18 protein-coding genes are annotated in these 17,750 nt (G+C 63.6%); 7 read left to right on the plus strand and 11 right to left on the minus strand.

Annotated elements, in window-relative coordinates:
• Nucleotides 1-57: 57 nt before the first annotated feature.
• A complete protein-coding gene (locus tag HF916_RS16585; RefSeq protein ID WP_168789977.1) occupies nucleotides 58-378 on the plus strand; it encodes a DUF1330 domain-containing protein in 321 nt (106 codons plus the stop codon).
• A gap of 11 nt (nucleotides 379-389) precedes the next feature.
• On the opposite strand, the gene HF916_RS16590 is transcribed toward HF916_RS16585, so the two are convergent.
• Nucleotides 390-1,949 carry a serine hydrolase gene (locus tag HF916_RS16590; protein WP_168789978.1) on the minus strand — a complete coding sequence of 520 codons (1,560 nt, stop codon included), beginning with the start codon at nucleotides 1,947-1,949 and terminating at the stop codon, nucleotides 390-392.
• A 259-nt stretch (nucleotides 1,950-2,208) separates the two neighbouring features.
• Between HF916_RS16590 and HF916_RS16595 the strand changes: the two genes are divergently transcribed.
• The 4 genes from HF916_RS16595 to HF916_RS16610 all read left to right on the plus strand — a co-directional run bounded on the left by HF916_RS16595 (nucleotide 2,209) and on the right by HF916_RS16610 (nucleotide 8,032).
• Nucleotides 2,209-3,111: a LysR family transcriptional regulator gene (locus HF916_RS16595; RefSeq protein ID WP_168789979.1), complete on the plus strand. Its 903-nt coding sequence runs from the start codon at nucleotides 2,209-2,211 to the stop codon at nucleotides 3,109-3,111.
• Nucleotides 3,112-3,309: 198 nt separating this feature from the next.
• Nucleotides 3,310-5,265, plus strand: a complete 1,956-nt coding sequence (locus tag HF916_RS16600; RefSeq protein WP_168789980.1) for an aconitase family protein — start codon at nucleotides 3,310-3,312, stop codon at nucleotides 5,263-5,265.
• 121 nt (nucleotides 5,266-5,386) lie between these two features.
• Nucleotides 5,387-6,853: an MFS transporter gene (locus tag HF916_RS16605; protein WP_168789981.1), complete on the plus strand. Its 1,467-nt coding sequence runs from the start codon at nucleotides 5,387-5,389 to the stop codon at nucleotides 6,851-6,853.
• Nucleotides 6,854-7,117: 264 nt separating this feature from the next.
• Nucleotides 7,118-8,032, plus strand: a complete 915-nt coding sequence (locus tag HF916_RS16610; RefSeq protein ID WP_168789982.1) for a LysR family transcriptional regulator — start codon at nucleotides 7,118-7,120, stop codon at nucleotides 8,030-8,032.
• A gap of 11 nt (nucleotides 8,033-8,043) precedes the next feature.
• Here the strand turns inward: HF916_RS16610 and mdcH are convergent, their stop codons facing one another.
• The 9 genes from mdcH to mdcA all read right to left on the minus strand — a co-directional run bounded on the left by mdcH (nucleotide 8,044) and on the right by mdcA (nucleotide 15,199).
• The gene (mdcH, locus tag HF916_RS16615) at nucleotides 8,044-8,976 is read right to left on the minus strand and encodes a malonate decarboxylase subunit epsilon (RefSeq protein ID WP_168789983.1); all 933 of its coding nucleotides are present in this window, start codon (nucleotides 8,974-8,976) and stop codon (nucleotides 8,044-8,046) included.
• Complete coding sequence (locus HF916_RS16620) at nucleotides 8,973-9,302, minus strand: phosphoribosyl-dephospho-CoA transferase MdcG domain-containing protein (RefSeq protein WP_206001899.1); 330 nt, start codon at nucleotides 9,300-9,302, stop codon at nucleotides 8,973-8,975. The genes mdcH and HF916_RS16620 overlap by 4 nt, the downstream gene beginning before the upstream one ends.
• 40 nt (nucleotides 9,303-9,342) lie before the next feature.
• On the minus strand, nucleotides 9,343-10,110 hold the full coding sequence (madM, locus tag HF916_RS16625) for a malonate transporter subunit MadM (protein WP_168789984.1): 768 nt from the start codon (nucleotides 10,108-10,110) through the stop codon (nucleotides 9,343-9,345).
• A gap of 14 nt (nucleotides 10,111-10,124) precedes the next feature.
• Nucleotides 10,125-10,520 (minus strand): malonate transporter subunit MadL, encoded by a 396-nt coding sequence (gene madL / locus HF916_RS16630; protein WP_168789985.1) that lies wholly within the window; start codon nucleotides 10,518-10,520, stop codon nucleotides 10,125-10,127.
• Nucleotides 10,521-10,613: 93 nt separating this feature from the next.
• On the minus strand, nucleotides 10,614-11,429 hold the full coding sequence (gene mdcE / locus HF916_RS16635; protein ID WP_168789986.1) for a biotin-independent malonate decarboxylase subunit gamma: 816 nt from the start codon (nucleotides 11,427-11,429) through the stop codon (nucleotides 10,614-10,616).
• Nucleotides 11,426-12,277, minus strand: coding sequence for a biotin-independent malonate decarboxylase subunit beta (locus HF916_RS16640; protein WP_168789987.1), 852 nt, complete (start codon nucleotides 12,275-12,277; stop codon nucleotides 11,426-11,428). The genes mdcE and HF916_RS16640 overlap by 4 nt, the downstream gene beginning before the upstream one ends.
• A gap of 5 nt (nucleotides 12,278-12,282) precedes the next feature.
• A complete protein-coding gene (locus HF916_RS16645; RefSeq protein ID WP_168789988.1) occupies nucleotides 12,283-12,591 on the minus strand; it encodes a malonate decarboxylase subunit delta in 309 nt (102 codons plus the stop codon).
• An 8-nt stretch (nucleotides 12,592-12,599) separates the two neighbouring features.
• On the minus strand, nucleotides 12,600-13,520 hold the full coding sequence (locus tag HF916_RS16650) for a triphosphoribosyl-dephospho-CoA synthase (RefSeq protein WP_168792040.1): 921 nt from the start codon (nucleotides 13,518-13,520) through the stop codon (nucleotides 12,600-12,602).
• 17 nt (nucleotides 13,521-13,537) lie between these two features.
• Nucleotides 13,538-15,199 (minus strand): malonate decarboxylase subunit alpha, encoded by a 1,662-nt coding sequence (gene mdcA / locus HF916_RS16655; RefSeq protein ID WP_168789989.1) that lies wholly within the window; start codon nucleotides 15,197-15,199, stop codon nucleotides 13,538-13,540.
• A 554-nt stretch (nucleotides 15,200-15,753) separates the two neighbouring features.
• Here mdcA and HF916_RS16660 point away from each other — a divergent pair.
• Nucleotides 15,754-16,584 carry a 3-keto-5-aminohexanoate cleavage protein gene (locus HF916_RS16660; protein WP_168789990.1) on the plus strand — a complete coding sequence of 277 codons (831 nt, stop codon included), beginning with the start codon at nucleotides 15,754-15,756 and terminating at the stop codon, nucleotides 16,582-16,584.
• Nucleotides 16,585-16,644: 60 nt separating this feature from the next.
• On the opposite strand, the gene HF916_RS16665 is transcribed toward HF916_RS16660, so the two are convergent.
• Nucleotides 16,645-17,118, minus strand: coding sequence for a ferritin-like domain-containing protein (locus HF916_RS16665; protein ID WP_168789991.1), 474 nt, complete (start codon nucleotides 17,116-17,118; stop codon nucleotides 16,645-16,647).
• Nucleotides 17,119-17,333: 215 nt separating this feature from the next.
• Here HF916_RS16665 and HF916_RS16670 point away from each other — a divergent pair, with 215 nt between their 5' ends.
• The gene (locus HF916_RS16670) at nucleotides 17,334-17,525 is read left to right on the plus strand and encodes a helix-turn-helix domain-containing protein (RefSeq protein ID WP_240975562.1); all 192 of its coding nucleotides are present in this window, start codon (nucleotides 17,334-17,336) and stop codon (nucleotides 17,523-17,525) included.
• The last annotated feature ends 225 nt before the right edge of the window (nucleotides 17,526-17,750 follow it).

The raw sequence follows: 17,750 nt of genomic DNA on the forward strand, positions 1-17,750 counted from the left end.
ACCATGAGTGGTATGCAAGTTTTCGATCCGCATCCACTCATCACCAGGAGCCACGCCATGACCGCCTACGCGATTGCCCATCTGCACGACGTCGAACTGGGCGACGACATCGTCGAATACCTCAATTGCGTCGACGGCACGCTCGCGCCGTTCGACGGCCATTTCATCGTGCATGGCGCACGCCCCGACATACTCGAAGGCGAATGGCACGGCGATCTGATCGCAATTGCGTTCCCCGATCTCGCCGCCGCGCGCGCCTGGTATGCATCGGACGCGTATCAGCGCATCCTGCCGTTGCGCACGCGGCATGCGCGCGGGCCGGTGATCCTGATCGACGGCGTGGACGAGCGGCACAAGGCAATCGACATCCTGAGGTAAACGCGGCGGCGTCAACGCGTGAACGTCCCGAGACCTTCCGCGTTGTAGTACTCGAGCGTCACCTGATTGCTCAGGAACGCCACCTTGGAGATCGTCCCCGGCGCGGCGTTTTCGTCGACGAGCGTGAAGGTGAAGGTATCGCCGTCCCAATGCGAAAGCGGCAGGCGCAAGGGCGTGGCGCCGATCGTCAGGAGCAGCGCGCCGTTCGCCGCCGATATCTGGATCGGCCCGTAATAGTCGTTGTTATAGGTGCCGGTATAGGTGGACAGTGCCCGCGCCGGTAGCGGCGCAGCGGGCGGCGTCACGCCGACGAGCGAGCCGGCTGGTTTGTTGAGGTCTGCAAACGCCTTGCTATAAGCCGCAAACCAGTCGCGCTGGATGGAGCCGAACTGCACGATATCGAAGAACTGCGCAGTGAGCGTTTCCGGCACGCCGAGCGGATAGCCATTGGTGAGCGCGACGATCGCGCAGCCCGTCGACGGCACCACCACGAAATTGGTCGCGGCGCCCGCGCCGAATGCGCCCGAATGACTGTACGACGCACGCCCGGCCGCGGTGGTGCCGACGTTGAAGCCGAATCCATAGTAGGACGCGTTCTGGCCGTTGCCGGCCGGCTGGATCTGCGATTGCTGGCTGATCGCCGCGTTGAGCGCGGCGGCGTCGACCGTGCGCGTGCCGTTGAACACGCCCTGGCCCAGCATCAGCGTCAGCCACTTCGCCATGTCGTTCGCGGAGGAACTCACGCCGCCCGCTGGCGCTTGTGCATCGGGCATCGAGCCGAGTCCGACGACCCATTGGCCGTTGCGCTGCACGTGGCCGGTCGCCCGGTTCGCGCGGGCGATGAAATCCGCGTAGCGCGAACTCGTGCTCGTCATGCCGAGCGGCTGGTAGAGCGTGCGCTCCGAGAGCGTCGCCCAATCGAGTCCGGTCGCGGTGGCCACGGAAATCGCGCCCGCCGTCAGGCCGAAGTTCGTATAGAAATACGACCGGCGAAACGGCGCCAGCAGCAAATAACGCAGATGTTCGAGGATGGTGGTCTGATCGTAGCCCATGTCTTCCAGCAGGTCGCCTGCGTGATCGGGCAAGCCGGAGCGATGCGCGTACATGTCGCCGACCGTGACTTGCGCGCTCACGGTCGGATCCGCCAGCGTGAACCACGGCAGATGCGCGCGCAACGGTGTGTCCCACGATACGGCGCCTATACCCACCTGATGCGCGACCACCATCGAACCGACTGGCTTCGACAGCGACGCGAGCTGGAACACCGTGTCGGCATCGACGGCGAGGCCCGAGCCGATGAGCCGCGTGCCGAAGCCTTTCGCATAGACCGTTCGCAGATTGCGCACCACGGCGACCGACATGCCCGGCACGCCGGTGCTGGTCATGAGGTTGTTGACGAGGGCGTCCAGTTGCGCGAGGGCGGCGTCGATCTGGGAATCGGGCACCGGGCCGTTCGGATTGGTGTTGCCGCCGCTGCCCGAATTGTTCAATTCGTCGGAACCGCCGCATGCGGTGACGGCCCCGCATAGCGCCGCGCCGAGAAAGCGCCGGCGTCCTTGCACTGAGGTCATGTCGTGTCTCCGGATAACTTCTTCTGGCTTATAGGGAACCCGGCATGTACAGGGTTCCGCCGGCTTTGACGCGTCTTACGGTGTCCGTTGCGTAGTGTAGGCAGCAAAGAAGCGAATCGAAAGCCGGTTGCGGGAATGGCAGGCATTCTGGCCTGGAGAAGGGCGTTACACTTGCCCATCTTTTTTGCCAGGGTCCCTTCGTCCCGATGCCGGGTTCGCTGTCGAGTTCTTCGGCCTCACCGCGTAAGAAGCAGCAACAATGGAAAACCTTCTCAAGAAACTCGACCTCACCTCGCTGCGCCTGTTCGTCGCCGTCTGCCAGGAGCGCAATATCGCGCGCGCGGCGGAGCGCGAGTTCATCGCATCGTCCGCGGTAAGCCGGCGCATCGCCGAGATCGAGGCGGTGATCGGCTTGCCGGTGATCCAGCGCCAGTCGCGCGGCATCACCGTGACGCCGGTCGGCGAGACCATGCTGCGCTACGCGCTGGCGATCATCGGCAATATCGAGCAGATGAGCGCGGAGCTGTCGCGCTTCTCGTCGGGCGCGAAAGGGCGCGTGCGGGTGGTGGCGAATCTGTCCTCGATCGTGCAGTTTCTGCCGGAAGATGTGGCCGCGTTCGGACGCGCGTTCCCGGAAGTGTCGATCGAACTGGAAGAGGAAAATAGCGCCGACGTGCTGCGGATTGTCGGTGAACACGCGGCGGACTTCGGCATCTGCAACTCGGTGGCGGGCAGCGAGGCGTTCGAACAGGTGCCGTACCGGCAGGATCGGCTGGCGGTGCTGGTGCCGGGCGGCCATCGACTCGCCGGCGCGTTGCGGGTGAGCTTCGACGATCTGCTCGATGACAGCTTCGTCGGGCTGCGCAGCGAGAGCGCGCTGACGCAACTGCTGACGCAGCAGGCAGCCAGCGCGGGGCGGCAACTCGATGTGAAGATTCGCGTCAGCAGCCTTGATGCGCTTTGCCGGATGGTGCATGCCGGGCTCGGCATCGCGGTCGTGCCCGAACAGGTTGGGCTGCTCTATGTGAATGCGCTCGACGTGAGCCTGCTGTCTCTGAGCGATGCGTGGGCGGTGCGCCGCCTCATCATGATCATCAAGGCGCGCGATCAGTTGAGCGCGAGCGCGGCGGCGCTGGTTGGATTTCTTGGCAAGGGCGGTTGACGCGAGCAACGGCGGGCGAATCGGCAGAGGCGTTTCTGCGCCGGTTGCCGGCTATCGTATGCCGGCGCCAACGCGCCAACGCCCGGACCGTGTCGAGAGCGATCGCGCCGATCATCGCCAAACGAGAGGTCTGCGTTGCCGCACCGGCACTTCGGCATTGCCCGCGCGCGCCGTATAGTAAGCGCCAGGAGAGTGCATATGAGCGACACGATTCGTCTGGACGGCCGCGTGCTGTACCTGTCTCAGGACCCCACGGTGATCGAGGCGCAACTCGCCGGCGAGAACTTCACGCGCGCCACGGCCGGCCCGCTGCGCGACAACGTCTCCACCGACGAGATCACGCCGGTTACCGTCATGCTCACGTACGACGAGCGCCTTGGCCAGTATCCGTACGTCGGCTTCAAGGCCGGCGAGCGCATGCCGATCGGCCGCGATGCGGTGAAGAACGGCGGCTTCCAGGTGACGGTGGCGGGCAAGCGCTACGGCAAGGGATCGTCGCGCGAATCGAGTCCGTTGGCGGAACTCTCGGCCGGTATCCGGCTGATCGTCGCGGAAAGCTTCGAGCGGATCTATCAGCAGAACTGCGACAACATCGGCATTCTCACCACCACGGATTTCTCCGTGCTCGATCGTTTGACCGCGGGAGAGGCGGTGCCGATCGACGAATTTCTCGAAGGACGCGACGCGCTCACGCAGCAGATCATTCGCAGCGGCGGGCTGCTCCCGTACAGCAAGTTCGCCGACTGGCCCGCGCCGCGCGCGGGCGATAGCGCTCACGCCAACGTAGCGCAGGCCGCGGAGCCGAAGACGCTGGTCGAGAAGATCATCGAACGGCATCTGCATCCGGGCAGCGTCGGCGCGCAGCGCGGCGACGGCGTGTTCATCGCCGCGGACTGGCGCTTCAGCCACGATTACTTCACCGGCATGTGCGCGCATCTGATGCATCGCGCGTTCGGCAAGCCGGCGCCGCTGCATGCGCCGGATCACATCATCGCGTTCCAGGATCATCTGGTGCTCGCATCGCAGAGCATTCCGCACGTGCGCGACGGTCTGCTGCCGGGCGTCGCCAATCTGATGGAAGGGCATACGTCGTTCTCGCGTGACTATCCGGTGCGCTCGCACGGCGCGCTCGACAGCATGCCGGGCTCCGAAGGCATCTGTCACGCGTTGATGGCCGAGCAATACGCGTTGCCGGGGCAGGTGGCGTGCGGCACCGATTCGCATACGCCGCATTCGGGCGCGCTCGGCTGCCTCGCGTTTGGTGCGGGCGCAACGGAAATCGCCAATAGCTGGGTGACGGGCTACGTGCGCTGCAAAGTGCCGGAGACTTGGCGCATCGAAATCAGCGGTCATTTGCGCGACGGCGTGACCGCGAAGGACGTGGTGCTGCATCTGCTGCAGAGGGATGCGATCCGCTCGGGCGGCGCGATCGGCCTCGTGTTCGAATACGGCGGCGCGGCGGTGCGCGCGATGTCGATCGACGAGCGCGCGACCTTGACCAACATGGTCGCGGAACTGGGCGGCTTCACGGGCATCGTCGAACCGGACGAACGCACGGTGGCGTTTCTCAAAGAACGGCGCGGCGTCGATTTCACCCTTGAAAACTGGATGAAAAGCGATGCGGGCGCCACTTATCGCGACACGATCCGTATCGATGCAAGTGCAATCGAGCCGATGCTCGCGCGTCCCGGCGATCCCGGCAATGGCGTGCCGGCGCCGCAACTGGAACAGGATGTCGCCATCGATATCGCTTACGGTGGTTCATGCACGGCAGGCAAGCGCGAAGACTTCGATTTCTATCACGAGGTGCTGCGCTGGGGCGTCGAGCAAGGTCTTAGCGTGCCCGAGGGGACGCGTCTCTACTTGCAATTCGGCACCATGGCGGTGCGCGCGTATTGTGAGGAGCGCGGCTATTTGCCGGTCTTCGAGCGCGCGGGCGTGACGCTCGTCATGCCGGGCTGCGGGTCGTGCGCGAATTGCGGGCCGGGCCAATCGGCCGAGGCGGACGAAGTGACGATCAGCGCGATCAACCGCAATTTCCCGGGCCGTTCGGGGCCGGGCAATGTGTGGCTCGCAAGTCCGTACACGGTGGCGGCGAGCGCGCTGACCGGAAAAATCATGACCTTCGAACAATTGAAGCGCGCACGCAGCTAGAATGCTGGCCGGACCTTGGGCCCGGCATCATGGTGCGTATGACGCGCGAAAGTACAAGAGGCCGGCGAGACCGGTCCAGCGAGCCCTATCGTTTCGCGAGTATCACCAGGAGACAAACAACATGGCATCCCCCGATCACGCCGGCTCCGTCGCGAAGAAAAGCGGCGGCGCGGCGCATTCCGATAGCACAGCCAATCGCGCCGCTGCGGCCGCGCCGCTCGACGCCGGCAGCATTTCCGCGCGCCTCGACCGGCTGCCCGCCACGCGTTCCGTGTGGAAGCTGGTGGTGCTGCTGAGCCTCGGCTTCTTCTTCGAACTCTACGATTTGCTGTACTCCGGCTACGTCGCGCCGGGCCTCGTCAAAAGCGGTCTGCTGAGCGCGACCACGCACGGCCTGTTCGGCTCGACCGGCGTCGCGAGTTTCATCGCGGCGCTGTTCAGCGGCCTCTTTATCGGCACGATCGCGTGCGGCTTTCTGGCGGATCGCTTCGGACGCCGCGCCGTGTTCACGTATTCGCTGCTGTGGTACACGGCGGCCAATGTCGTGATGGCGTTTCAGGAAACGGCGACCGGGTTGAATTTCTGGCGCTTCGTGGCAGGGGTCGGCATCGGCGTCGAACTGGTGACGATCGGCACGTACATCTCCGAGCTGGTGCCTAAACAGATTCGCGGCCGCGCGTTCGCCTGCGAGCAGGCGGTTGGCTTTACGGCTGTGCCGGTGGTGGCGTTCCTCTCGTATCTGCTGGTGCCGCGCACGTTGCTCGGCTTGGACGGTTGGCGCTGGGTCGTGCTGATCGGCGCGCACGGTGCGCTGTTCGTATGGTGGATCCGTCGCTCGTTGCCGGAAAGCCCGCGCTGGCTCGCACAGCAAGGACGTCTTGCCGAAGCCGATCGCGTGATGACCGAACTCGAAGCGAAGGTGCGCCGCGAATACGGCCGCGAGTTGCCGCCGCCCGCGCCGCCGGCGCCGGTTGCACCGCGCGGCAGCTTCCGCGATATGTGGGTGCCGCCGTATCGCAGCCGTACGCTGATGATGACGATCTTCAATATCTTCCAGACCGTGGGCTTCTACGGCTTTGCGAACTGGGTGCCGACGCTGCTGATCAAGCAGGGCATTACGATCACCACGAGCCTGATGTATTCGAGCGTGATCGCTTTGGCGGCGCCAGTAGGTCCGGTTATCGGGCTTTTCATCGGCGACCGGTTCGAGCGCAAGACCGTGATCGTGGTGATGGCTGGTGTGAACATCGTCTGCGGCTTGTGGTTCAGTCAGGCGGCGGGCGCGGTGTTGCTGGTGAGTCTCGGCGTGTGTCTGACGCTCGCCGGCAACATCATTTCGTACAGCTACCACGCGTATCAGACTGAGCTTTTTCCGACCAGCATTCGCGCACGCGCGGTAGGGTTCGTCTATTCATGGAGCCGTTTTTCCGCGATCTTCACAGCGTTTCTGATTGCCGCTGTGTTGAAGCAGTTTGGCACCACTGGTGTTTTCGTCTTTATCGCTGGGGCGATGCTGATCGTCATGCTGGCAATCGGGTTGATGGGACCGCGCACGAAGGGTATTGAGCTGGAAAAAATATCTCAGTAGCCTGGAGAGACGAGTCTGTGAAAAGACTGCTTACGGCAGCCGTAAAATCGCTCTCATTGATTGACAGCGCACTCTCCGCGAAACGCCAGAGATTTGCTTTGCGTTGTGCGAGCGACATTGAGCCCTGTTTTGGACGCCTCGCTGATCGACGGTGCGCGTCTTTCGCGCGTTGGGGAACACATCTACCCCATGCGGGCTTATCGCTATTTGTCGAGCGGTCTCACACGCCGATAATTGTCAATTATGACTCTGCCGTGGAACGAGATGCGCGACCGAATCGACGACGAGATCACCTTTCGCAAGCTGGAAGTCCTGCTCGCATTCATGGCGACGGGAAACCTCTCGAAGGCGGCAGAGGCGCTGAACGTGAGCACGGTGAGCGTGCACCGCGCGCTGCATTCGCTCGAACAGGGTGTGCGATGCGCGCTGTTCAGGCATGAAGGCCGTAGCCTCAAATCGACGGAGGCGGCACAAATGCTTGCGGACGTGGCGCAAGAGGTGCTCACGCTGATGTCCGACGGCATTCGCGCAACGCGTGAAGCCGCGGGCTATTCATCGGATCGGATCAAGATCGGCTCGCTTTACTCGCTGACCATCAAGACCGTGCCCGGCATCGTCGTCGATATTAAGGTGCGACGGCCTACGCTTCAGGTCGAGCTCGTGCTCGGGTCGAATGCCGAGTTGCTCGACAAGCTGAAGCAGGGCACCGTCGATGCGGCCTTGCTGGCGTTGCCGGACGCGGAACCCGAAGTCGAATCCATCCCGCTTTTCGAAGACGACATATTTTTCGCGGCACCCGCTGATTCGCCGTACGCGAATCAGGAAGCGGTCGATTTGCGGGACTGCCGCGATGAGACATTCGTTTCGCTCGGCGAGGGGTTCGTGACGTATCACGGATTTCTGGAGGCGTTCCGCGTCGCGGACTTCACTCCGAACGTGACGATGAGAGTCAACGATATTTTTTCGCTAATGAACCTGGTGAGTGGTGGGGTGGGCTATACGCTATTGCCGGGCCGCGTGCGCGGCGTGTTCGGCGACAAGGTGCAATTTATTCCTCTTAAGCCGCAATACCTGATGCGCCAGACAATCGGTGTCAGCTTTCTGCGCGCACGCGAGCGCGATCCAAACCTGTTGGCGCTCATGGCCGTCTGCCGTCTTCGCACGAGAAGCGTTGGCTGAGGTTTTAGCCCTCACTCGCGCAGCCTTTCCCGCTCGATCAGCGCGCTCAGGTCCGGCAGCGCGGTGTCGCTGCAACTCACCGCGACCCCCTCTGCAAAAATTGCGCTGCTTAACCGGGTCAGCACGTTGGCGGGCGGCATCTCGACGGCCAGACGTGCGCCTCGTTCCCAAGCAAGCCTCATGGTGTCATGCCAGCGCACTGGCCGCGCCATGTTGCCCGCAAGATCGGCCGCAATGCGCGGGCCATCGAAGAGCGGGCGCGCAGTGCTGCTGCTCAGATAGGTAATGCGAGGCGCACGCGCGGTGACCTGGCCGAATGCATCGGCGAGCGTGGCCGCAGGTGCGTCGAGCAATGCGCAATGCGAAGGGACCGCGACGTCGAGACGCTCGCAACGTTGCGCTCCGTGTTCGTTCGCAAGGCTGGCGAGACGTTGCATGGCCGCATCGCTGCCCGCGACCACCATCTGCGTCGGTGCATTGATGTTGGCCAGAAATACCGGCATGGCGGTGCTGTTCACTTCCGCTATCAAACGTTCGAGCGCGCGCTGCGTCATGCCGACGATGGCGGTCATGCCGTAGCCGTGCGGGAAGGCCTGTTCCATCAACTGTCCGCGCAATGCGACGAGTCTGACAGCGTCGGCGTAGCCAAGTGCGCCCGCGACGACGGCGGCTGGATACGCGCCGATCGACAGGCCCGTGACAATATCGGGCGCATTGCCGTGGGCGCAGACTAAGCGTGCTTGTGCGACGCCCGCAATCAGCAGGCAAAGTTGAACCGCGATAGTGGAGCGCAACGAGTTTGTATCGTCCAGCGACAGGGCGTCGTAGCAAAGCGTTTCGCTGGCTTCTTCAAGTGCGTGAGCGGCCTCGGGGTGATCTGGCAGCGTGTGCAGCATGCCGGTGCGCTGTGCGCCCTGGCCCGGAAATGTGAACAGTACGCTCATGATGCTTTTGCAGCCCACGGGTCCGCTGTCAGCAGGGGACCACGGTTCGTCTTCACCAGCATGCGATCGGCGTTGTCGGCCCACTCCGCCGGCGCGAAGCCGCCGCGACCGGTATTGACCTGCATATCGATGCGAGCGGCTTTCGCTTTCAGCAGAGAGAACAGCGCGCGGGCTGCCTCCCGCGAAAATGGCCGTGCCGCGCGCATCAGCCATTCCCTTGCCACCCGCGCAGGCAAGTCTTTTCTCAAGCGCATGTCTTGTGCGCGGGTCCGAGGGCGATCGTGCGGCTTGAACGAGCCGTCGAGGGTGTCATTGGCGGGCGACAAGGGATGCTCCTTCGCGCGGTACAGGCGGGGATCGCCACACTCAGGCGCCGACCAGCGCTTTGGTCGCAAAGAACAGTAGGGACGGTCCGAGCAGGCAACCGACGCCTGTATGAAACGTTGCGATCAGCGCGCCGTAGGGAACGAGACGGCGATCGGTAGCGGCCAGCCCCGCGCTCACGCCGCTGACGGTGCCGGCGAGTCCGCCGAAGATCATCGCCGAGCGCGGCGTCTTCAATCCCATGAAGCCGGCGGCGAGCGGTGTGCCGATCATCACGATGATCGCCTTGATGAGGCCGGTGGCGATGCTGAGTGCGATCACGTCGGAGCTTGCGCCGATTGCAGCGCCCGTCACAGGTCCCACGATATAGGTAACCGCGCCCGCGCCGATGGTCGTCATGCTCACGGCATCGGTATAACCGAACGCGTAAGCGATGCTCGCGCCGACGATGAATGGCAGCACCGTGCCGAGCAGCAGCGACAACACGCCGATCATTCCCGCCTTGCGCGCCTCGGTCGCCTGCACCTCGAACGCGGTCGCGACAATGGCGAAATCACGCAGCATCGCGCCGCCCATCAGGCCGATGCCGGTGAAGAGCGGCAAGTCGGCGATACCCTTTTGTCCGCCGGTGAATGCGCCGCCGACATAGGCGAGCGCGAGGCCGATCACGATCGCGATTGCCGAGCCGTGCACGCGCCCGAAGGTCAGCTTGCGCGAAATCAGCGACGACACCCACATGATGAGACCCACCAGCGCGAACGCAGTGACGAGGCCGTTCTGAATCAGATTTTTATCGAGAATTTGCAACATGACGGACCCCTGCTTCAGATTTCTTCAAGATGCGGAGCGTTCACGAACGACGTGCTGTCGCGACCGGTGCGGGAAAGAACGGCGATGCAGCATGCGCAGACGGCCGCAGCGCCCAATGCCGAAAGCAGTGCGACGGGGCCGCCTTTGAGCGCGGCCACGACGTTCTGATTGGCGGCCATCGCCACGACGACGGGGATGTACATCGCGCCCCAGAAGCCCACGCCTGCCTCCGTCTCCTTCGGCAACAGGCCTTTCTTGTGCAGGTAAAGTCGCAGGAAAATCAGCAGCAGCATCGCGATGCCGACGCCGCCCACGTTCGTTTTGACGCCGATCGCAACCCCGAGCAGGTCGCCGAGAACGAGTCCCGCCAGATGGCAGAACGCAAGCAGTGCAGTGCCGTAAATGATCATCTTGTGTCTCCAGTATTTGCTTTACCGACGTGGGTTCCGCCGGTTTTTCAGCGTCGTGTGCGACGGCGCATCAGGGCTCGCGTCGCCGCGGATTCAGCGCCATTGTTCGCGCAGCTTCTGCCTCACTTTCACCGACGCCGCGCGGTGTTCGCTGCCAAGCCGGCTGCCCAGGCCGCGCGACGGATCGGCGCGAATGTCGTCGAATGCGGCTTGCAGCGTTTTTTCGACGAGGGATTGATCGGCGCCCGTCGGGGCGTCGGGGTTGGTCACCTTCAGCAGCTTCCACAGCAGGCCGAGCGACGCATAACTGTCGATGTCGTAGGCCATCGGCGGCACGCGGGCCGTGAACGCTTCGAGATCGGCGACCGAGCGCAGCGTGACGCGCGCGGCGGACTCCTTGCCCATTGCGTGAACCATGACCCCCGGATCCTCCAGCGCGATCAGGCGGTTGGCCTGGTAGCCATGGGCGAGAAAAGCACCCGACATCGCACGCCCGACGATCAGCCCGATCACCGGATGGCCGGCAAGGCGCGCGCTGGCGTACGCGTCGGCGGCGCCTGCCAGGGCCTGATGGATGCCGTAGGCTTCCTCGCGTCGGCCATAAGCCTGGCTCGCGACGTCGATCACCGCGACAATCGCGCGCTTCTCGCGGCGCTCAGCATCGGCGTCGACTACTTCGCGCACCGCCCGCGCAATTTCCCATCCCTCGACGAGACCGACCTCGCCGCTGCGGGCACGCGGAAACGGATTGTCCGGGTCCGGCACGACGGCAATGAAACGCGCCGGATGGTCGCCGAGCCGTGCATCGACGACCCGGACCGAAGGCGGGTAGTCTGCCTGCAACGGGGCACTGAAGGTGAGCGCATCCAGCCAGACAGCGCCGCGCTTCGAAAGCTCTTTGGTGCTCATGATTGGAATCCCTTGCCGTAAATGGCGGCTGCCGTTTCCGGGCTGGCTTGCTCGCCCGGATCGATTTCGGAGAGCCGTCGCAGAAAGCCCGCAACCCGTTCGCTGCGGCACGCTTCTGGACGTCCCGCGCGAAAACGCTCAATCACAGCGGCGCGGATCGCACTAGTGTCGTCGCCGACGTACACATCCACGAGCCCTGTGCGATACCGTTGTTCGCCGCCCGTGAAACTCCAGATCATCGGCCGGTCGCGCGAATCGAATTCCGCGATGCCCGCTTCCTGCTCGATCACGGCCGGCCCGTTCAGACCGAGGCGCGCTTCGCGTGTCGCAATCAGGCAACTGCACAAGCCGGCCGCGATCGACATGCCGCCATAGCATCCGATCGGTCCCGCCGTGATCCCGATCACCGGCTGGTAGCGCCGCAAATCGACGATCGCCGCGTGGATCTCCGCGATAGCCGCGAGCCCCAGGTTCGCCTCCTGCAAGCGGACGCCGCCGGTTTCGAAAAGAATCACGGCGCGCGTCGGAATGCCGTTGCGGTTGTCTTCGGCGGCGAGTTCGAGGCTGCCGGCGATCTTCGCGGCGGAAACCTCGCCCATGCTGCCGCCCTGGAAGCCCGCGTCGATGCCGAGCACGACGGCGGGCTGGCCGTCGATGGTTCCCTTCGCGACAACGGTGCCGTCGTCGGCCTGGGTCACGATGCCCTGGCGCGCGAGCCAGGGCGATCTGATGCGCTCGAACGGATCGAGCAACTCAGTGAACGTGCCTTTGTCGAGAAGCTTCTTTGCGCGGTCGCGCGCGCTCAATTCAATGAAGCTTTCGCGCTTGAGCATTTCCTCCGTTTCCATGATCTTTACGCTCCGCCCGTTTGACCCAGTTGTTCGAATACCTGCCCGATGCGCATGCGCACGACGCCCGGTGTCGCGCCGAAATCGTTGATTTCGAGCTTCGCCGCAGGCAGCGAGCTGTCGCTGAAGATGCGCGCGAGCACGGCTTCCCAGACGCGGCCCATGCCGTCGACCGAGGTCGTGACGTTCACTACGGTGCGATGCTCGACGTGCGTTTCGAGCAGCACTTCGAGATCGCCGGACGCGACGACGCCTGCCAGCGCGCGGCCGCGAGCGGGCTGGCCCGCAGGGAATTCAAGGACGATGTTTTCCATTTGCTTTCCTATATCCTGGTCGTGTGACGGGCCTGGTCCTGAAGCCTGTCGAGAAAGAGAGCGGCGGCGAGCAGATCCGCGGCGCCGCCGGGCGACACATGCAGTTCGACGAGCCGCCCGTCGAGCGCCTTCAGATGACGGCGGCCAGCGAGCGTCGCAGCGCCGCCGTGTTCGAGCACGCGCCGCGCGCCGTTTTGCGTTTCGGCGAGCGCGCTGCGTCCGCCGCGTGCGAGCACGCAGGTGTCGTCGAGACTCGCCATGACAGCGAGCAGCGCGTTCAGGCGGGCGGCTGTTTCGCTGTCGCCGCGCAGTCGCGAGCGTGCGAGTTCGGGCAACGCCATCTCGATGACGTGCGGAAAGCCCGCTTGCGCCTGACCTCGCGCGCCGCCGACGTTGTAATCGACGCAGGCCTGTTCGCCCTTGTGACCGGTCAGCGCAGGCGCGTGACGGTCGGGCAGGCGCGCAATCGCTCCGGCGCGTGCGGCTACCTGCTTGGGCGACAGGTCAGCCGGTTCACGCGCGGCGGCCGTCACGAGCAGTCCGAGCGCCCAGATCGCGCCGCGATGCGTGTTCACGCCGCGCGTCGCCGCGAGCATGCGGGCTTCGCCTTCGCGGCCTTGAGCGCCGATGCGCTCGCGAAGCGCCAGCATCGGCCGGGTATCGATACCTGAGCGTGCCATGTCGGTGAAGGTCGGCGTCAGCGCGTGGGCCGACACGCACATCAGTTGCCAATCGAGGTCGTGATGCGCGCCACGGCTGCGCAAATCGACGAGGCCGGGCTTCGGCGCGAGCGTGACTTCGTCGATCAGCGCCGCCGTGACGTGCGCGCCGAGTCGTTCGGTAAAGCGTTCGGCGAATCTTTCGGCAGGCCTTCCGGCGAGCGGGGCCGTCGTTTCCGTTTGCGGTTCGCGATCAGTCGCGAGAGCCATGGCAAAATTCTTGCGCATTACCAGCTCCGAAAACGTGCGGGCGGCTCGTATAGTCCGTCCGACCAGTCCACCAGATCGGCCATGCTTTTTGCCGCCAGCAGCGACCGGCTCGCCTCGTTGCGGTGAATGCCGAGATCTTCGGGCAGCGCGACGAAGCCGTCGCGCCGCAGCGCCGCGAGCTTGTCCGGGCTGCTCCTCATGCCGATGGGCGTGACGCCGGAAACAGCGGCGATCATCTCCTTGCGGTGTTCGAGCGAGCGCGCCTTGTAGAGATACGCGATGCCTTCTTCCGTCAGCACGTGGGTGACGTCGTCGCCATAGATCATGATGGGCGCGAGCGCCATGCCGGATTCGCGGCCCACTTCGACGGCGTCGATCGAGTCGACGATGCTCGGCTGGCCGCCTGCCTGAAACGTCTCGACCATCTGCACGACGAGCTTGCGGCCGCGTTCGAGCGGGCTGTCGGTCTGGCGCAGGTCGAGCCACGCGCGCGTGGCGTGACGGCGGCCGTGTGGATCGTGTCCCATGTTCGGCGCGCCGCCGAAGCCGGTCAGCCGGCCGTGGGTCACCGTCGACGAGTTGCCTTCGCCATCCATCTGCAACGTCGAGCCGATGAACATGTCGGCCGCGTATTGTCCCGCGAGTTGACACATCGCGCGATTGGAACGCATCGACCCGTCGCGGCCCGTGAAAAAGATGTCCGGCCGTTGCGCGACGTAGTTTTCCATGCCCATCTCGCCGCCGAAGCAATGCACGCTTTCAACCCACCCGGTTTCGATCGCGGGGATCAGCGTGGGATGCGGGTTCAGCGCCCAGTGCCGGCAGATCTTGCCCTTCAGGCCGAGCTTTTCTCCGTAGGTCGGCAAGATGAGTTCGATCGCCGCGGTGTTGAAGCCGATGCCGTGGTTGAGCGACTGCACCTGATGCCGCTCGTAGATGCCGCGAATCGCCATCATCGCCATCAGCACGTGAATCGGCGTGATGAGGCGCGGGTCGCGCGTGAACAGCGGTTCCATGAAGAAAGGCTTGTCGGACTGAACCACGAAATCGATCCACGAACCGGGGATATCGACGCGCGGCAGATCTTTCGGATCGTCGACGATTTCATTGACCTGCGCGATCACGATGCCGTCGCGAAACGCCGCAGCTTCGACGAGGGCGGGTGTGTCTTCGGTACTCGGTCCGGTGTACAGATTACCTTGCCGGTCCGCCTTGTAGCCTGCGACCAGCACGACATTGGGCGTCAGATCGATGTAGAGGCGCGCATACAGTTCGATGTAAGTATGGATCGCACCAATTTCCAGGATGCCATCCTGAAGGAACTGCGAGATGCGCAGGCTTTGCGCGCCAGCAAATGCGAAATCGAGCTTTTTGGCGATGCCACGTTCAAAGATATCCAGATGTTCGGCGCGGCTCACGGCCGGGATGATCATGTGCAGTCCGCTGACGACGCCCGGATCCATCTTGGCGAGCGAGCGCGACAGAAAGTCGGCCTGCTTCTGGTTGTTACCCTCGACGACGACGCGGTCGCCCGATGCAATCAAGGTTTGCAGGACTTCGACGATGCGGTCGGAAGGTAGCACGACGCCGTCGGCGATCGAGGCGACGCTCGCGATGCGGCGATGCTTTTCCGCGCGGCGCGTGGCCCAGCGGGAATGAGACGGACTTTGACTGGACATGTGTGATCTCGCTCTAGGTATGAGGTGAGTCTAGGGAGCGAGAAACTCGGGTTCAAGCACGTTGGGGACGCGTCTGTTATCCCAAGGGTAACGATCTCGTGAGGTGAACGCTGAAAGCATGGCGGGACGGGCTGGTGGGGGTGGCTTCGTTGCCTTGGGGGTTTCCCCTGGGCCTGCCGGAGGATAGATAGCGACGAGGAGAATCTGGCGGCATAGCGCTACCAGATTGATCGCCACGCTGGGGCCGGCCGGCTGGCACCAGCCGGTCTTTCCATGAGGCCACCATTAGTGACAGCGCATCGGACCAGATCACGCAAGGGCAGCTACCTCTTGCTGTTCAGATGCCATCTCAACGGGACGCACGCTGATGAGTTGTGGTAACGCGGACGAGCCGACGGGCGTTCTCGCGTTCCGTCTGTACCCAGGTGCGCGGTCCTCATCGCGCGCATTTGAACTAGACTTGGAACACGTGGTGTACGGGCATTTCGCCGGGCACACGGTCAAGATCGCTCGCCATATAGGCGGAACGGAAATCTAGAACTGGAGTGTGAGCCATGAGCGAACCGTGCATTATCTCCGTTGCCATCACTGGCTCTGTTCCGCGCAAGAAGGACAACCCGGCTGTGCCGATCACGATCGCCGAGCAGGTTGAAAGCACGCACGAAGCGTACGAAGCCGGAGCATCGCTTGTTCATCTGCACGTGCGTGACGAGCAGGAGAACTCCAGTTCCGACCGGTCGAGTTTCGCCTCTCTCCAGGAGGGCATCCGGAAGCACTGCCCTGACATCATCATCCAGTTTTCGACAGGCGGTCGTGGCCGTTCGTTCGAGCAACGCGGCGCGATGCTCGATCTGCGCCCGGATATGGCATCGCTCGCAACCGGTTCTGTCAATTTTCCGACTACCGTCTATGAAAATCCGCCGGACTTCGTGCGTGCGCTTGCGAAAATGATGCTCGACCACGATGTCAAACCGGAAATCGAGATCTTTGATCTGGCGATGTTGTACAGCACAGTGGACCTCGTGCAACAAGGGCTGCTGAAACCGCCTGTGCACGTTCAGTTCGTGATGGGTGTAAAAAACGCGTTGCCCGCGCGTCGCGAGATTCTTGAGTTCGAGGTGCAACAACTCAAGGCGGTATTGCCGGATGCAACGTGGACCGCTGCGGGTATCGGACGGCATCAGTTGGAGGTCAATCACTGGACTCTCGAACTGGGCGGCCACTGCCGCACGGGTCTGGAAGACAATGTGCGCTGGGACAAGGACACGCTGGCGAAGAGCAACGCGCAACTGGTTGCGCGGGTGGCCTCATTGTGCGGCGAATATGGCCGGCCGGTGGCGAGCGCTGCCCAGGCGCGCGAAATGCTGGGTCTTCCAGCCAGATAGGCCGACGGGGCGCGCCACCGTGCGGGGCGCGCCACGCACATGCCGTCATGGTCCGCTTGATCAGGGTTGGCCCGTCTGGCGTTCGGCTGACGTCGTCACCTCTCCAGGGCGGCGCAGCATCTTGTCGACTTCGCCCGCGTGCATCTCTTCGACCTGGATCATCTGACGGGCGAACTCCTCGAGTGCGACGGAGCGATCTTCGACCAGCGCGAGCAGTTCACGATAAAGCGCCAGCGCGAGGTTCTCGGCTTGCAGCGATTCGCGGAGGATCGACGAGATATCGAATGTGTGCGAGTCGAGGAGGGGACCGATCGCAAGCGACGGATAGGCGCCCAGTGTGGTGATCCACTCTCCGACCTGCTGTGCGTGCAACAGCGATTCGTCGGCCTGCTCGCGCAGCCAGGATCGGATCGGAATGCGTCCGAATCCGAAAACAAGAAACGAGTAGTGCGTATATCGAACGACGCCGGCCAACTCGGACTCGAGAATCCGGTTCAGCACCGCTACGACGCCTTCCTTATCTATCTCTGCCATTTGGTATCTCCTTTTATGTCACCGCCACAGACGCATTCCGCGATTCACCGCTCGTATCACGCCCTATGATCTTGACGGATATCGATTAAATGTAGTCCCGCAAGGCGATCGCGCAAGGCGTTAGTTCAAACGAACGCTTTTTCGCAGCGTAAGCTGACCGGCCGCCGGCGATCCGACGCGGGCGGCCTGGATGGCTGCGACCGAACGGATAACGCATGACGATGCGCGAACTGGACGGGCGCAAGGTCATTCAGGACGTCGCCGAGGGCAAGCTCAAACCGTGGCGCGCGGCGGAACGGCTCAGGCTGACGACGCGGCAGGTTCGCCGCCTCGTCGGCCGGTTGCGCGAGCATGGACCCGCAGCTCTCGTGTCGCATTGGCTGGAGCAAGCCGCAGAAACCAGTTGAATCTGTCAGCTCTAATGGATTTGGGAATTAGGCATTGCTGCGCTGCGACAGCGACCTGTCGGCTGTTTTTTTAACCCCCTTAATTTCACAGGCACATGCAGGGTCGGCATCGGCGTCGAGCTGGTGACGATCATTCGGGTACGCGCGGTGCCTGGAGAGACGAGTCTGTGAAATGGCTGCTTATAGCGGCCGTAAAATCGCTGACGGCAGACCAACGCATCGGGC

The organism is Paraburkholderia aromaticivorans, from assembly GCF_012689525.1.
Classification (GTDB): Bacteria; Pseudomonadota; Gammaproteobacteria; order Burkholderiales; family Burkholderiaceae; genus Paraburkholderia; species Paraburkholderia aromaticivorans_A.

Coding starts and splice junctions, on each gene's coding strand:
- HF916_RS16585 (WP_168789977.1), top strand. CDS start 58: ATGACCGCCTACGCGATTGCCCATCTGCACGACGTCGAACTGGGCGAC.
- HF916_RS16590 (WP_168789978.1), bottom strand. CDS start 1,949: ATGACCTCAGTGCAAGGACGCCGGCGCTTTCTCGGCGCGGCGCTATGC.
- HF916_RS16595 (WP_168789979.1), top strand. CDS start 2,209: ATGGAAAACCTTCTCAAGAAACTCGACCTCACCTCGCTGCGCCTGTTC.
- HF916_RS16600 (WP_168789980.1), top strand. CDS start 3,310: ATGAGCGACACGATTCGTCTGGACGGCCGCGTGCTGTACCTGTCTCAG.
- HF916_RS16605 (WP_168789981.1), top strand. CDS start 5,387: ATGGCATCCCCCGATCACGCCGGCTCCGTCGCGAAGAAAAGCGGCGGC.
- HF916_RS16610 (WP_168789982.1), top strand. CDS start 7,118: ATGCGCGACCGAATCGACGACGAGATCACCTTTCGCAAGCTGGAAGTC.
- mdcH (WP_168789983.1), bottom strand. CDS start 8,976: ATGAGCGTACTGTTCACATTTCCGGGCCAGGGCGCACAGCGCACCGGC.
- madM (WP_168789984.1), bottom strand. CDS start 10,110: ATGTTGCAAATTCTCGATAAAAATCTGATTCAGAACGGCCTCGTCACT.
- madL (WP_168789985.1), bottom strand. CDS start 10,520: ATGATCATTTACGGCACTGCACTGCTTGCGTTCTGCCATCTGGCGGGA.
- mdcE (WP_168789986.1), bottom strand. CDS start 11,429: ATGAGCACCAAAGAGCTTTCGAAGCGCGGCGCTGTCTGGCTGGATGCG.
- HF916_RS16640 (WP_168789987.1), bottom strand. CDS start 12,277: ATGGAAACGGAGGAAATGCTCAAGCGCGAAAGCTTCATTGAATTGAGC.
- HF916_RS16645 (WP_168789988.1), bottom strand. CDS start 12,591: ATGGAAAACATCGTCCTTGAATTCCCTGCGGGCCAGCCCGCTCGCGGC.
- HF916_RS16650 (WP_168792040.1), bottom strand. CDS start 13,520: ATGGCTCTCGCGACTGATCGCGAACCGCAAACGGAAACGACGGCCCCG.
- mdcA (WP_168789989.1), bottom strand. CDS start 15,199: ATGTCCAGTCAAAGTCCGTCTCATTCCCGCTGGGCCACGCGCCGCGCG.
- HF916_RS16660 (WP_168789990.1), top strand. CDS start 15,754: ATGAGCGAACCGTGCATTATCTCCGTTGCCATCACTGGCTCTGTTCCG.
- HF916_RS16665 (WP_168789991.1), bottom strand. CDS start 17,118: ATGGCAGAGATAGATAAGGAAGGCGTCGTAGCGGTGCTGAACCGGATT.
- HF916_RS16670 (WP_240975562.1), top strand. CDS start 17,334: ATGACGATGCGCGAACTGGACGGGCGCAAGGTCATTCAGGACGTCGCC.